Source organism: Agrobacterium sp. 16-172Ci, assembly GCF_053522725.1.
Map to the genome: position 1 here is coordinate 20,645 of NZ_JBNWBW010000007.1, position 13,368 is coordinate 34,012.

The 13,368-nt window shown below is 59.4% G+C and carries 12 protein-coding genes and 2 tRNA genes; 7 read left to right on the forward strand and 7 right to left on the reverse strand.

The features are described 5' to 3' along the window. Together ACQZ40_RS09285 and ACQZ40_RS09290 are read left to right on the forward strand one after the other, a co-directional pair. Positions 1-930, forward strand: coding sequence for a lipid A biosynthesis lauroyl acyltransferase (locus ACQZ40_RS09285; RefSeq protein ID WP_065655008.1), 930 nt, complete (start codon positions 1-3; stop codon positions 928-930). A gap of 279 nt (positions 931-1,209) precedes the next feature. After that, positions 1,210-1,905, forward strand: coding sequence for a hypothetical protein (locus tag ACQZ40_RS09290; protein ID WP_035240634.1), 696 nt, complete (start codon positions 1,210-1,212; stop codon positions 1,903-1,905). 31 nt (positions 1,906-1,936) lie between these two features. Here the strand turns inward: ACQZ40_RS09290 and ACQZ40_RS09295 are convergent, their stop codons facing one another. Continuing rightward, positions 1,937-2,740, reverse strand: a complete 804-nt coding sequence (locus ACQZ40_RS09295) for a TSUP family transporter (protein ID WP_448747825.1) — start codon at positions 2,738-2,740, stop codon at positions 1,937-1,939. A gap of 183 nt (positions 2,741-2,923) precedes the next feature. Here ACQZ40_RS09295 and ACQZ40_RS09300 point away from each other — a divergent pair, with 183 nt between their 5' ends. The 5 genes from ACQZ40_RS09300 (at position 2,924) to recJ (ending at position 9,092) form a co-directional block, all read left to right on the forward strand. Next, entirely contained in the window at positions 2,924-3,883 is a 960-nt protein-coding gene (locus tag ACQZ40_RS09300; RefSeq protein WP_448747826.1) for a nucleoside hydrolase, read from the forward strand. 302 nt (positions 3,884-4,185) lie between these two features. After that, entirely contained in the window at positions 4,186-5,406 is a 1,221-nt protein-coding gene (locus ACQZ40_RS09305) for an LL-diaminopimelate aminotransferase (protein WP_059758717.1), read from the forward strand. Positions 5,407-5,466: 60 nt separating this feature from the next. Further along, positions 5,467-6,777, forward strand: a complete 1,311-nt coding sequence (locus ACQZ40_RS09310; protein ID WP_080856383.1) for a homoserine dehydrogenase — start codon at positions 5,467-5,469, stop codon at positions 6,775-6,777. A 187-nt stretch (positions 6,778-6,964) separates the two neighbouring features. Then, positions 6,965-7,189 (forward strand): hypothetical protein, encoded by a 225-nt coding sequence (locus ACQZ40_RS09315; protein ID WP_161987935.1) that lies wholly within the window; start codon positions 6,965-6,967, stop codon positions 7,187-7,189. 94 nt (positions 7,190-7,283) lie between these two features. Next, entirely contained in the window at positions 7,284-9,092 is a 1,809-nt protein-coding gene (gene recJ, locus ACQZ40_RS09320; RefSeq protein WP_080629749.1) for a single-stranded-DNA-specific exonuclease RecJ, read from the forward strand. A 142-nt stretch (positions 9,093-9,234) separates the two neighbouring features. On the opposite strand, the gene ACQZ40_RS09325 is transcribed toward recJ, so the two are convergent. The 6 genes from ACQZ40_RS09325 to ACQZ40_RS09350 all read right to left on the reverse strand — a co-directional run bounded on the left by ACQZ40_RS09325 (position 9,235) and on the right by ACQZ40_RS09350 (position 13,280). Then, a tRNA-Glu gene (locus ACQZ40_RS09325) sits at positions 9,235-9,309 on the reverse strand. A 218-nt stretch (positions 9,310-9,527) separates the two neighbouring features. Beyond that, complete coding sequence (locus ACQZ40_RS09330; RefSeq protein ID WP_448747827.1) at positions 9,528-9,722, reverse strand: hypothetical protein; 195 nt, start codon at positions 9,720-9,722, stop codon at positions 9,528-9,530. 38 nt (positions 9,723-9,760) lie between these two features. Then, positions 9,761-9,835 (reverse strand) — tRNA-Glu (locus ACQZ40_RS09335). Between the two features lie 303 nt (positions 9,836-10,138). Further along, on the reverse strand, positions 10,139-10,912 hold the full coding sequence (locus ACQZ40_RS09340; RefSeq protein ID WP_003524857.1) for an amino acid ABC transporter ATP-binding protein: 774 nt from the start codon (positions 10,910-10,912) through the stop codon (positions 10,139-10,141). 11 nt (positions 10,913-10,923) lie between these two features. Beyond that, positions 10,924-12,081, reverse strand: coding sequence for an amino acid ABC transporter permease (locus ACQZ40_RS09345; RefSeq protein ID WP_065655013.1), 1,158 nt, complete (start codon positions 12,079-12,081; stop codon positions 10,924-10,926). 2 nt (positions 12,082-12,083) lie between these two features. Further along, entirely contained in the window at positions 12,084-13,280 is a 1,197-nt protein-coding gene (locus ACQZ40_RS09350) for an amino acid ABC transporter permease (RefSeq protein ID WP_065655014.1), read from the reverse strand. Positions 13,281-13,368: the final 88 nt, after the last annotated feature.

The following is a 13,368-nucleotide window of genomic DNA, read 5'->3' on the forward strand; positions in this document are numbered from 1 at the left end:
TTGAAGCTGTTCCTGACACGGATTGTCCTGAAACTGGACCACTTCCGGCAGTGGCTGATTGCGACATTCGCCTTCGGCCTTCTCAACCTGCTGAAGCTTTTTCCCGCTGATGCGGGTATTCGCGCCGCCGACCGGCTGGCGCGCTGGGTGGGGCCGAAAACCGGACGCCACAAGCTGATGCTCCATAATCTGGCGCGCGCTTTTCCGGAGAAATCCGAAGAGGAGCGGCTTGAGATCGCCATGGACAGCTGGGCCAATATGGGCCGGCTCGCGGCGGAATATGTGTTTCTCGACCGGCTGTTCGATTTCGATCCGGAAAAGAACGAAACGGGCCGCATCGAGGTCGAGGGCATTCCGACCTTCCTAGAGCTGCGCGACAATCCGCGACCCTTCATCGTCTTTACCGCCCATAGCGGCAATTTCGAATTGCTGCCGGTGGCCGGCTCCGCGTTCGGTCTCGATGTAACGGTGCTGTTCCGTCCGCCGAACAATCCTTTCGTGGCCGACAAGGTGTTCAATTTCCGCAAGGAGCGCATGGGCAATCTTGTACCGTCGCACGCCGGTTCCTCTTTCGCGCTTGCCCGGCAGCTGGAAAAGGGCGGCGGCGTGGGCGTGCTCGTCGACCAGAAGTTCGGCAAGGGGCTGACGACAAAGTTCTTCGGCCTTGAAGTCCGCACCAATCCGCTGCTTGCCAAGCTGGTGCGACAGTTCAACTGCGATGTCTATCCGGCCCGTTGCGTGCGTCTTCCCGACAATCGCTACAGGCTGGAAATAGAGCCCAAGGTTGAAATTCCGCGCGATGAGAAGGGTAATGTCGACATTCAGGCGACGGCGCAGCTTCTGAACGACAAGGTGGAAAGCTGGGTGCGCGAATACCCCGGACAATGGCTGTGGTATCACGACCGATGGGACGTGAAGCACCAGATTTAAGGTGATGCCGTGCGGCCCGATCCTCGGCGATTTTTACGAAATTCGGCCGTAGAATGATGTGTTCCGATGTTTTTTCCATATTAATGGAACCTCATTTTTCGTTCATGGATTATCGAAATTGAAAAATTGGCGGCTGCTGTGATATTTTGGACAACAATCCTCGCAGCGTTCCTGCGTTTCGTTACGTCATTTTTAAGCGCAAAGACGCTATAATCAGGGGGCAAAGGGTTAATCCGTTCGCATTGGGAACTGGGTTATGCCCGTTCAGGGAGAGTTGGGTTGAAAGATTTGATTGAGTTGTTCTGGCTGCGTTATACGGAACTGCAATCTGCCGTTGGTAAGAACGAAGCCGACAAGATCGCAGTGCTGGAGCGTGAACTGGAGCAGCTTCTCGAGCGGGTCGTCGGACGCAAGACAGAAAATTCCGAAGATATTCGCGAGCAGTTCCGTTTCGCCATCGACCTCCTCAACCACGAGGCGGAGGATCTGGGCTGCGTGCAGCGCAACTCCGAGCTTCTGCGGACACTCGTTGATCGTTATGTCGGGATGCCTTCGAAGGCCAAAGTCGTTGGTGACGAGGACGAGGACACGCTGGAGTGGCATCATCGCCACCTGATCCTCGATGAAGACATGCTGAACGATCTGGACGATCCCGTCGTGATCGTTACGCCCGGCTACCGCGTTTCGTTCGCCAATTCTCTTGACGCGTTTCAGCGCAATGCGCCGGAAGGGCTTGTGGGTTGCCATATTGCGGAGCTGGTCGGCGTCCACCGTTTCCAGAACGACCTCAGGGACAAGCTCGACAATTGTTTCAAGGGCGATACGTCGAAGTATACCTACGCGGAAGACCAGAACGGCCGCACGATCGTGAAATCGTTGGAAATGTCGCCGTGTTATTCATCTGCCTACAAACTTGTTGGCGCGATGGTCGTCATCCGTGAAATCGAGGATCGGAGACGCCGCGCCACGGCGTGACGTTACACGTCCGTCTCTGACGACCATCCTTTTACGTCGGGAATATCGTTTCCCATATCGTCGCGATGGACCATGCGGAAGATGCATCCGCAAGGAGCTTCGTCGCCATGGCCAGGCAGGAAATCACCAGCAGCGGGCGGATGATCTTCGCGCCGTTCTTCATGGCGAAGCGGGAGCCGATCTGTGCGCCGATGAACTGGCCGACGCCCATGGCGAGGCCGAGCTTCCACAAAACCGCACCACCTATCGCAAACACAACGAAACCGCCGAAGTTCGAGCCGAGGTTCAGAAGCTTGGTGTGGGCGGTTGCTTTCAACATGCCGAAACCGGCAAGCGCCACGAAGGCGAGCATGTAGAAGGATCCCGCACCGGGGCCGAAAACACCGTCGTAGAAGCCCACCAGCGGCGCGACGGTGAAGCCGAACACGAAGGGTGTGATGCGGCGGTGGCTGTCGATATCGCTGAGCTGCGGCTTGAAGGCGAAATAGATTGCAATCGCGATCAGCAGGAACGGCATGATGGTACGCAGCACGCTCGAAGGCACGAAGCCGGCGGTGACCGCGCCGAGCCCGCCGCCAAGCATGGCCATGACGGCCATGGGCAATTGTTCCCTCAGATTGACATGGCCGCGCCGGGCATAAGCGATGGTGGCGGAGGCAGAGCCGAATTGCGATTGCAGCTTGTTGGTGCCGAGCGTATCGAGCGGTGCAATGCCCATGATCAGCATCGCCGGAATGGTGATGAGGCCGCCGCCACCGGCAATGGAATCGATAAAGCCGGCAAAAATGGCGACGCAGAAAAGGACGAGAAAAACGTTGAGGGCGATGTCTTGCACTGGGGATGTCCGGGCAGCGGCGGGAGAGGGCTTCTTCTTTCACTGAAAAGACCGCCACGCAATATTTTTCTGCATGATATGCCGCCTGCGGGGGGATTGCGGTGTTGCCGCTTATCGTTATGTTTCCGTGGCGCGTCGCCGGCAGAAGCGGATGGCGCTTGAAGACATACGGATGAGGGCATTATGCATAAAGTGATATTCGATACGGATCCCGGTGTAGACGACGCCATGGCGCTTCTGTTCCTGCACCGTCACCCCGATATCGATCTGATCGGCGTCACCACGGTTTTCGGCAACGCTCCCATCGATATCACCACCCGCAATGCGCTCTTCCTCAAGCGGGAATGGCAGATGACCGCACCGGTTGCGAGAGGCGCGGGCGTGACCTTTGATCCTGCCCGCAAGGAAGGCCATTGGCCGACCTTCATCCACGGCGAAAACGGCCTCGGCGATATCGATATCCCTGAAACCATCGATCTGCCGCTCGATCCGCGCCCCGCACATCGCTTCATCATCGAGACGGTGAAGGCCAATCCAGGTGAGGTGACGCTGATCGCCGTCGGCCGCATGACAAATCTGGCGCTGGCACTGCGTGAGGAACCGGATTTTGCGGCGCTGGTGAAGGAAGTCATCGTCATGGGCGGCGCCTTCGACATTAACGGCAATGTCTCGCCGGCGGCCGAGGCCAATATTCATGGCGATCCGGAAGCGGCCGATCTTGTCTTCACCGCGCCGTGGCGCGTGGTCGTCGTCGGTCTGGACGTGACGACGAAAACCGTGATGACCAGCGCCTTCATGTCGGAGATGGCAGAGGCGGGCGGTAAGCCGGTGCAGCTGCTTTCGGACCTGTCGCAATTCTATATCGATTTCTACAAGACCCGCACCGGTGACGGCATGGTGGTGCATGACAGCTGCGCCTGCGTTTATCTCGTCGCGCCGGAACTGTTTACCACCCGCAGCGGCCCGGTGCGTGTCGTTTGCGGCGGGCTTGCCGATGGCCAGACGATCCAGAAGCCTGACGGACGCGCCTTTCCGCCGGGCGACTGGGACGGGCATCCGAGCCAGCTCGTCTGCACGGATATCAAGCCGGAGCGCGTGCTTTCGGTCATCCGCGCGGCAATTGTGAAGGGTGAGCGCGGCTGAAGGGCAGGAATGGCCGTTCTTGAGCATGGCTTGCCTTGCATTTTCCAAGAATCTGGCGTTATGCAAGTTCCCTGATCATAGTGCGCGATCCGCCTTGCCGGAGGAGCTGAGAAGGCCGTGCCGGAAGGACGGGCGGATCACCGCTATGCGGCGTGGGCCGAGAAAAGCCTTGTAGGTTTTCCCGTGCTTTGCGCTACAATGAATAACGCCTGCCGGGTCGGTTCGTGTCGGCGGCGTTTAACAACAAAAAACGAACCTTCGTTATGGGCCGGCAGAACCGGTCCATTCCCATGAGGAAAGAGATGGAAGAGTTTCACAAGGTCCGGCGTCTGCCGCAATACGTCTTCGAACAGGTCAACCGTTTGAAAGCGAGCGCGCGAGCGGCCGGGGCCGATATCATCGATCTCGGCATGGGCAATCCCGACCTTCCGACCCCGAAGGCCATCGTCGACAAGCTTTGCGAGGTCGTTCAGGACCCGCGCACCCATCGTTATTCCTCGTCCAAGGGCATTCCCGGCCTTCGCCGCGCGCAGGCAGCCTATTATGCCCGCCGTTTCGGCGTGAAGCTGAACCCCGACACGCAGGTCGTCGCCACGCTCGGCTCCAAGGAAGGCTTCGCCAATATGGCGCAGGCCATCACCGCACCGGGTGACGTGATCCTGTGCCCGAACCCCACCTATCCGATCCATGCCTTCGGCTTCCTGATGGCGGGCGGGGTTATTCGTTCGATGAATGTCGAGCCGGATGACAGCTTCTTCGGACCCCTGGAGCGCGCCGTGCGCCATTCCATTCCGAAGCCGCTGGCGCTGATCGTCAACTACCCGTCGAACCCGACGGCGCATGTCGCCTCGCTGGATTTCTACAGGGACGTCATCGCCTTTGCGAAGAAGCACGAGATCATCGTGCTTTCCGACCTTGCCTATTCGGAAATCTATTTCGACGAAAACAATCCGCCGCCCTCGGTTCTCGAAGTTCCCGGCGCAATCGACGTTGCGGTAGAGTTCACCTCCATGTCGAAGACCTTCTCCATGCCCGGCTGGCGCATGGGCTTTGCCGTCGGCAACGAGCGGCTGATCGCGGCGCTGACGCGCGTGAAGTCCTATCTCGATTACGGCGCCTTCACGCCGATCCAGGTTGCGGCGACCCATGCGCTGAACGGTGACGGCTCCGACATCGCCGAAGTGCGCAATGTCTATCGCCGCCGCCGTGACGTCATGGTCGACACCTTCGGCAAGGCGGGCTTCGAAGTTCCGCCGCCGGCGGCGACGATGTTCGCCTGGGCGAAGATCCCGGAAAAATTCCGCCATCTCGGCAGCCTGGAATTCTCCAAGCTTCTGGTCGAGAAGGCAGATATTGCCGTTGCTCCCGGCATCGGCTTTGGCGAGATGGGCGACGATTACGTCCGTCTCGCGCTCGTGGAAAACGAGCATCGAATTCGTCAGGCAGCGCGCAATCTGAAGCGTTTCCTGTCGAGCGCAGACGAAACGATGCATAACGTCGTTTCGCTCAACGCCCACAGATAAGGGCAACCCAAGGCGGCCGGGTCCCGGCCGCCACCATCAACAGCAATCAGGAACATACCCATGGCAGATTCATTGAGAATCGGCATAGCGGGGCTCGGCACTGTCGGCGCTTCGCTCGTGCGCATCCTCCAGCAGAGAAGCAACGAACTTGCGATTACCTGCGGACGCGCGATTGAGATTATTGCCGTGAGCGCGCGCGACCGTTCGCGCGACCGCGGCATTGATCTTGCGGGTATTACCTGGTTCGACACGCCCGAGCAGCTGGCGAGCGAAGCCGAGATCGACGTCTTCGTCGAACTGGTCGGCGGTGCTTCCGGTCAGGCGGAAAATGCGGTGCGCGCCGCACTCGCACGCGGTCTCCATGTGGTGACAGCCAACAAGGCGCTGCTGGCCAAACATGGCGTCGAATTGGCGACCATTGCCGAAGACAAGGGCGCGCTTCTTAATTTCGAAGCGGCGGTGGCCGGCGGTATCCCCGTCATCAAGGCGCTGCGCGAATCCTTGACCGGTAACCATGTGTCGCGCATCTACGGCATCATGAACGGCACCTGCAACTACATCCTGACCAAGATGGAGAAGGAAGGGCTGTCCTTCGAGGCCTGTCTGAAGGAAGCGCAGCGGCTCGGTTACGCGGAGGCCGATCCGGCCTTCGATATTGAGGGCAACGATACGGCCCACAAGCTGGCAATCCTGACGACGCTTGCCTTTGGCAACAAGATTTCGGCCGATGACATCTATCTGGAAGGCATCACCAATATCTCCAGCGAGGACATTCAGGCGGCCGCCGAACTCGGTTATCGCATCAAGCTTCTCGGCGTGGCGCAGGTGACCGAATCCGGCATCGAGCAGCGCGTGCATCCGACCATGGTGCCGCTCGATTCCGTTATCGCCCAGGTGGATGGCGTCACCAACGCGGTGGCGATCGAATCCGACATTCTCGGCGAATTGCTGATGGTTGGTCCGGGTGCGGGCGGCAACGCCACGGCGTCCGCCGTACTGGGCGACATTGCCGATATCGCCAAGAGCCGTCCGGGCGCCCAGCAGGTGCCGGTTCTCGGCCGTCCGGCGAAATCGCTGACGGAATACCGCCGCGCCAAGATGAAGAGCCATGAGGGCGGTTATTTCATTCGCCTGACGGTGAAGGATCAGGCCGGCGTCTTTGCCTCCATCGCCACCCGCATGGCGGATAACAACATCTCGCTGGAATCCATCGTGCAGCGCCAGCGCGTGCATGTGGAAGGCGCGCCGCAGACCATCATTCTCGTTACCCATGCGACGATGGAAGATGCGATCCGCAAGGCCGTGAAGGCGATCAAGAACGAGAAATATCTCGTCAGCGAGCCGCAGGTCATCCGTATCGAGCGGACCTGAGACGCTTCGTGATCTTGATGTTATCGAGGGCCGCGCTTCCGGATGGAGGCGCGGTTTTTCGTTCTATGGCTGCCCGCATCGTGTCGGTAGTCTCGCGCCCATAAAATTTGGGGGGACGGCGTCGGAAGCGCTGGAAAACAAGGCGATTCGGCACTATGGTTAATCCTGTTCACCAAGCGAGGGAGGCGTGGCCGTGACATCGATCATCCTGTTCAAGGACAATAAGCGCGCAGGCTTTGCGGCCGCCCATCACCGGGCGCGGCCTCACAATGCCAATGACAATATTCGCAGCATGGAATTCGATATGGGGAAGCATGAGCGCAACTGGTGTTCGCTTGCCGTGTTCTCACTGCTGCTGCTTGTTGGCGCTGTCTCGATCGTCAGCCCGTTTTTCTCGATTTTTTCGGTGTGAATCCTCATAAGCGCGTTTTTGCTTGAAAAACGCGCCATCGCCATTTAGCCCGTTTTAAAGCGCGATTGGGCGCATGACAGGATGAATGGACAGGATGGCAATGATGGAGCCGGCCGATACCGTGGCCCGCGCGTTTCTAAGCGTGGAGCGGTCGGCGACAGAACAGCGCTGGGTGTCGCGGCTGGATCAGGCCGGGCAGAACCGCGCGCTGGCCATGTCCCAGATTCACGCCATCCCCGAATTGATCGCACGGGTGCTTGCCGGGCGCGGTGTGGGTGTGGATGACGCCCTGGCGTTCCTCGATCCGACCATTCGTTCCCTGATGCCCGATCCGCATGTGCTGACCGATTGCGAAAAGGCCGCCGAGCGGTTGGTGCGGGCCATCGAGACAGGGGAGAAGGTGGCAATCTTTGGCGACTACGACGTCGACGGCGCTGCTTCCTCCGCTTTGATGTACCGGTTTCTCGCGCATTTCGGTCTGACACCGGAAATCTATATTCCCGACCGCATTTTCGAGGGCTATGGGCCGAACCCGGCGGCGATGCAGCAGCTTGCCGCCAATGGTGCGACGCTGATCGTGACGGTCGATTGCGGCTCCACCAGCCATGAATCGCTGAAGGCTGCCAAAGATGCGGGAACGGATGTGGTGGTGATCGACCACCATCAGGTCGGCACGGAGCTGCCGCCGGCCGTGGCGCTGGTCAATCCCAACCGCGAGGACGATCTTTCGGGGCAGGGGCATCTCTGTGCCGCCGGCGTGGTATTCCTCGTGCTGGTGGCCACCCTGCGGCTGTTGAAAGAGAAGCGGCACAGGCAGGCCTTCACGCTCGATCTGCTGTCGCTTCTCGATATCGTCGCGCTTGCCACCGTGTGCGATGTGGTGCCGCTGAAAGGGCTCAACCGCGCCTATGTGGTAAAGGGGCTGATTGCCGCGCGCCATATGAACAATGCCGGGCTTGCCGCCTTGTTTAAGAAGGCGGGGCTGGGCGGGCCGGTGACGCCCTATCATTTCGGTTTCCTGATCGGGCCGCGCATCAATGCTGGCGGCCGCATCGGCGACGCTGCGCTCGGCAGCCGTCTCCTGACCATCGACGATGCTTCGCAGGCCGAAGTCATTGCCGAGAGGCTGGATGAGCTGAACCGCGAGCGACAGGCCATGGAAGCGGCCATGCTGGCGGAAGCCGAAGCGGAGGCGCTGTTCGAATATGGCGACGGCTCGGGTGCGGGCGTCATCGTTACTGCGCGTGAAAACTGGCATCCCGGCATTGTCGGTCTGCTTGCCTCGCGTCTGAAGGATCGCTTCCGTCGCCCCGCCTTCGCCATTGCCTTCGATCCCTCCGGCAAGGGCACCGGTTCAGGCCGTTCGATCAACGGCTTCGATATGGGGCGCATGGTGCGCGCTGCCGTGGAGGCCGGCTTGCTTGTCAAAGGTGGCGGTCACGCCATGGCAGCCGGCCTGACGGTGGAGCGCGCCAATCTCGGCAAGCTCAGGACTTTCTTCGAGGAAGCGGCGGCAAAGACCGTGAACGAGCTGGTGGAAAGCAGCGTGCTGAAGATCGACGGCGCTATCGGCGCGTCGGGTGCCACCTTGCAGCTTGTCGACCAGCTGGAGCAGGCCGGTCCATATGGCTCCGGCCATTCGCAGCCCATCTTTGCCGTGCCGGCGCATCGTCTGCGCGATGTGCGGCTTGTGGGTACAGCTCACGTCAAGATAACGCTGGAGGCCATGGACGGCTCGCGACTGGACGGTATCGCGTTCCGCGCCGCAGAAGCGCCTCTGGGGCAGATGCTGCTGAATGCGCGTGGCCGGAACATTCACGTCGCCGGCACCGTGGGCGCCGATCTCTGGCAGGGCCAGAGGCGCGTTCAACTGCGCGTCCTGGACGCGGCTTTCGCGCCCTGACTTTGCGCAATGACAGGGCCTTCCAGCTATCTTGGAATTTCACCGGACACCAGCCCAGGCGAGCGGATGAGACACAACGAGACTTCTTTACGCGATGCGTGAAGATTTTCGTGCAGGCAGCTGATTTTTAAGGAGAAGCAAGTGGCACGCCCTAGGGGAGTCGAACCCCTCTTTTCAGAATGAAAATCTGACGTCCTAACCGATAGACGAAGGGCGCGTGCGCTTGTGGTGTGGCGCCCTTATAGTCAGGCTCCGGTTGGTCCGCAAGCGGAAAAATTGATTTTTCTCGCTTCGTGACGAGTTTTTTTATGGAGGCCGGAAGGGCTGTGGAAAACTGCGCGAGAAATGGCCAAGGCCTTGAAATATCGCCCCTATCGCTGCGCTTCAGTAATGCCCCCATGTCTTGCAGGAGGCCGGGGACGCAGTCTCTAACCCTTAGCTGGCAAAGGCGGCCGGCTCGATGAAGCGGATGCTGTGGGGAGAGCTGAAGGGGAAAGGCAAGCCGGTCGATTTGCCTGTTGGCGTTTCGTCCGGCTTGCCTTCCATCGGGGGGGACAGCATTCTAACGTGCCCGACGGGAATCGGTTCCGGCACATTGATCACGCGTGACGAATTTGCCAGCTGATGCATTGTGGTCATATTCTGAGGGGGAAAAACACGAAGGCAAGTGGCACGCCCTAGGGGAGTCGAACCCCTCTTTTCAGAATGAAAATCTGACGTCCTAACCGATAGACGAAGGGCGCGTGCGCTTGTGGTGTGGCGCCCTTATAGTCAGGCTCCCGAAGGTCTGCAAGCGGAAAAATGCATGATTTGACAAAAAAATGACATGGGCCCCCAGAAGCCCTGAAAAACAAGGATTCCTGTTTCGTAACAAATGGTTAAACTGCGACGCCGCGCCCATTTTTGTGCTCTTGGCGCTTCGAGAGCGGTGGAATCACGGAATCGAAATCGTCGCGCGCGTGCATGGAGATAAAGATTTCAGCAGGTCTCCAGAAACGAAAACGGGGCCGAAACGGCCCCGCTCGATATATATGTCGATCGCAGTCTCAGTGCAGAATCTGGCTGAGGAACAGCCGGGTGCGCTCGTGCTGCGGATTGTCGAAGAATTCGGCGGGCGAGTTCTGTTCGACGATCTGGCCCTGGTCCATGAAGATGACGCGGTTTGCCACCTGGCGGGCGAAGCCCATTTCATGGGTCACGCACAGCATGGTCATGCCGTCTTCGGCGAGGCTGACCATGGTGTCGAGCACTTCCTTGACCATTTCCGGGTCGAGCGCCGAGGTCGGCTCGTCGAACAGCATGATCTTCGGCTTCATGCAGAGCGAGCGGGCAATCGCCACGCGCTGCTGCTGGCCGCCGGAGAGCTGGCCGGGATATTTGTTCGCCTGCTCGGGGATCTTGACGCGCTTCAGATAGTGCATCGCCACTTCTTCGGCTTCCTTCTTGGGCATCTTGCGAACCCAGATCGGCGCCAGCGTGCAGTTTTCGAGGATCGTCAGATGCGGGAAGAGGTTGAAGTGCTGGAACACCATGCCGACTTCACGACGCACCTCGTCGATCTTCTTTAGGTCGTTGGTGAGTTCGATGCCATCGACATTGATCGTGCCCGACTGATGTTCTTCAAGGCGGTTGATGCAGCGGATCATGGTCGATTTGCCCGACCCGGAAGGACCGGCGATAACGATGCGTTCGCCCTTCATGACCTTCAGGTTGATATCGCGCAGCACGTGGAAGTCGCCATACCACTTGTTCATGCCGATGAGTTCGATCGCCACGTCCGTAGTCGAGACGGTCAGTTTTTTTGCTTGGGTTTCTGCCATTTGAGCGTCCCTTATCGTTTATGCCCGGTGTCGAGGTGCCGTTCCATGAACAGCGAATAACGCGACATGCCGAAGCAGAATATCCAGAATACGAAGCCTGCGAAAATATAGCCAGTCATGGCGGTGACGGGCGTGGCCCAGTTCGCATCCGATTGGTTGAGTGTGACAATGCCGAGCAGATCGAACATGCCGATGATCGAGACCAGCGACGTGTCCTTGAACAGCCCGATGAAGGTGTTGACGATGCCCGGAATGACGAGCTTCAGCGCCTGCGGCAGCACGATCAGCCGCGTCTTCTGCCAGTAGTTCAGGCCGAGCGAATCCGCACCTTCATATTGTCCCTTAGGAATGGCCTGCAGGCCGCCGCGGATCACCTCCGCCATATAGGCCGAGGAGAACAGCGACACGCCGACGAGCGCGCGCAGGAATTTGTCGAAGGTCCAGCCGTCGGGCAGGAACAGCGGCAGCATGATGCTTGCGAAGAACAGGACGGTAATCAGCGGAATGCCACGAATGACCTCTATGAAGAGCACGCAGAGCATCTTGATCACCGGCAGGTTCGACCGCCGGCCGAGCGCCAGAAGAATGCCGAAGGGGAGCGACACCGTGATCCCGAAGAACGACAGGATGAGGGTCACCATCAGGCCGCCCCACAGCTGCGTTTCCACCTTCGGCAGGCCGAAGACGCCGCCGATGAGCAGGAAGAACGCAATGAAGGGCAGGATGATGAAAAGCGCCAGCGCATTCAGTCGCTTGAACGGCGCTTTTGGAATCAGCATCGGTATAAGCAGGATGGCGAACGTCACCATCACCAGGATGGGACGCCAGCGTTCGTCGATCGGATAGCGACCGAAGACGAATTGGCCGAGCTTTGCCGAAACGAAAGCCCAGCACGCACCGGACTGGCCGTCCGGCAGCGCGCCGCCCTGCGAAGCGGTCAGGCAGGCGATACGATCGCTGCCGGTCCATACCGCGTCGATGAACAGCCACTTGATGATCGGCGGCACCAGATAGGCGAGCAGGGCAAGGGCGATAACCGTGAGAACGGTGTCCTTAGGCGTGGCGAAGAGTTTGGTGCGCAGCCAGTGGCCGAAGCCGACGGCGCTCGAGGGCGCGGGTTTGGCGTCCTCAATGGTCTGTCGCACGAATGCGTGATTGCTGATCGTCATCGTTATCGCTCCACCAGGGCCATTTTCGCATTGAACCAGTTCATGACCACGGCCGTGAGCAGGGACAGCGAGAGATAGATGACCAGCCAGATTGCAACGACTTCGACTGCCTGTCCCGTCTGGTTCAGGATCGTACCGCCAACGGAGACGATGTCGGCAAAGCCGACAGCGACCGCAAGCGAGGAGTTCTTGGTCAGGTTGAGATACTGGCTCGTCAGCGGCGGGATGATGATGCGCATCGCCTGCGGAACGACGATCAGGCGCGTCGTGGTGCTGGAGCGAAGTCCCAGTGCATCCGCAGCTTCCGTCTGACCCTTCGCTACAGCCTTGATGCCGCCGCGAACGATTTCGGCGATAAAGGAGGCGGTATAGAAGGAAAGCGCCAGGAACAGCGACATGAATTCAGGTGCGACAACCGCGCCGCCCGACAGGTTGAACCGCCCGGCAATCGGATAGTCGAATGTCAGCGGCGCCCCGAGCGCCAGAAACGTCGCCAGCGGCAGGCCGATGATGAGAAGCGTCACCGTTATGCCGGTGCGGAACTGCTGTCCGGTTCTTTCCTGTCTGGCCTTCGCCCAGCGGTAAACAAAGACGCTGAGAACGATGGCGACCAGGAAGGCCAGCGGCACGAGCCAGGTGCCTTCTCCCCACAGCGGCTTGGGATAGAAGAAGCCGCGATTGTTGAGGTAGGCTCCAAGCGGAAGCTCGAGCGACTCGCGCGCCTGCGGCAGAACCGAGATGACGCCCTTGTACCAGAAGAAGATGACGAGCAGCGGCGGGATGTTGCGGAAGATTTCCACATAGGCCTGCGCAAGTTTCGAAATCAGCCAGTTATTGGACAGCCGGGCGATGCCCACGATGAAACCGATGATCGAGGCGGCGATGATGCCGAAAAATGCAACCTGGATCGTGTTGAGAATGCCAACGAGCAATGCCCGGCCATAGGTCGCGTCGCTGGTATAAGCGATCAGCGACTGGCCGATATCGAAACCGGCTCTTCCGTTGAGGAAGCCGAAGCCGGACGAGATGTTTGACCGTTGAAGATTGGTGATCGTATTCGTCACGATGATCCAGACGAAGGCGGCCAGGACGACGACTGTCAGGACCTGATAAAAAATGCCGCGTATGCGTGGATCGTAGATAAGTGACGACGCGCTCTGCGCGCGCGATCGTTGCGAACTGACCGCGTTGCCTGCCATAGGCACCTTTCCCTTTTATGTGCTCTTTGCGAGCTTATTTATATAATTTGAAGCGGAGGCCGGGCGTTGCCCAGCCTCCTTATGATCT

Coding starts and splice junctions, on each gene's coding strand:
- ACQZ40_RS09300 (WP_448747826.1), top strand. CDS start 2,924: ATGCATAAAGTGATATTCGATACGGATCCCGGTGTAGACGACGCCATG.
- ACQZ40_RS09305 (WP_059758717.1), top strand. CDS start 4,186: ATGGAAGAGTTTCACAAGGTCCGGCGTCTGCCGCAATACGTCTTCGAA.
- ACQZ40_RS09310 (WP_080856383.1), top strand. CDS start 5,467: ATGGCAGATTCATTGAGAATCGGCATAGCGGGGCTCGGCACTGTCGGC.
- recJ (WP_080629749.1), top strand. CDS start 7,284: ATGGCAATGATGGAGCCGGCCGATACCGTGGCCCGCGCGTTTCTAAGC.
- ACQZ40_RS09330 (WP_448747827.1), bottom strand. CDS start 9,722: ATGCATCAGCTGGCAAATTCGTCACGCGTGATCAATGTGCCGGAACCG.
- ACQZ40_RS09340 (WP_003524857.1), bottom strand. CDS start 10,912: ATGGCAGAAACCCAAGCAAAAAAACTGACCGTCTCGACTACGGACGTG.
- ACQZ40_RS09345 (WP_065655013.1), bottom strand. CDS start 12,081: ATGACGATCAGCAATCACGCATTCGTGCGACAGACCATTGAGGACGCC.
- ACQZ40_RS09350 (WP_065655014.1), bottom strand. CDS start 13,280: ATGGCAGGCAACGCGGTCAGTTCGCAACGATCGCGCGCGCAGAGCGCG.